Source organism: Hylemonella gracilis ATCC 19624 (assembly GCF_000211835.1).
Taxonomy (GTDB): Bacteria; Pseudomonadota; Gammaproteobacteria; order Burkholderiales; family Burkholderiaceae_C; genus Hylemonella; species Hylemonella gracilis.
The window spans coordinates 1-207 of the sequence record NZ_AEGR01000011.1 but is presented as its reverse complement, the minus strand read 5'-3'; the positions used below and the strand labels follow the sequence as shown (position 1 = coordinate 207).

Annotated in this window: 1 pseudogene; it reads left to right on the top strand. The window is 63.3% G+C overall.

The window, feature by feature from the left end:
• Nucleotides 1-207, top strand: a pseudogene (locus HGR_RS17470) (flagellin); the annotation flags it as partial.

Sequence of the window (207 nt, the reverse complement as noted above, 5' to 3'; positions counted from 1 at the left end):
CGCGCAAAACGCGATCGTCAGCGGTTACCTGACCTTCGACTCGAACAAGTCCTTCGTGTTGAGCCACGCCACCACGGTGGCCGCTTCCGGCGCCTACGTCGGCACGGACACGGCTTCCACCCTGCACAAGGTGGCGGACCTGGACGTGACCTCGGTGATCAAGGCCAACGACGCGATCAAGACGGTGGATTCGGCCCTGGCCTTCAT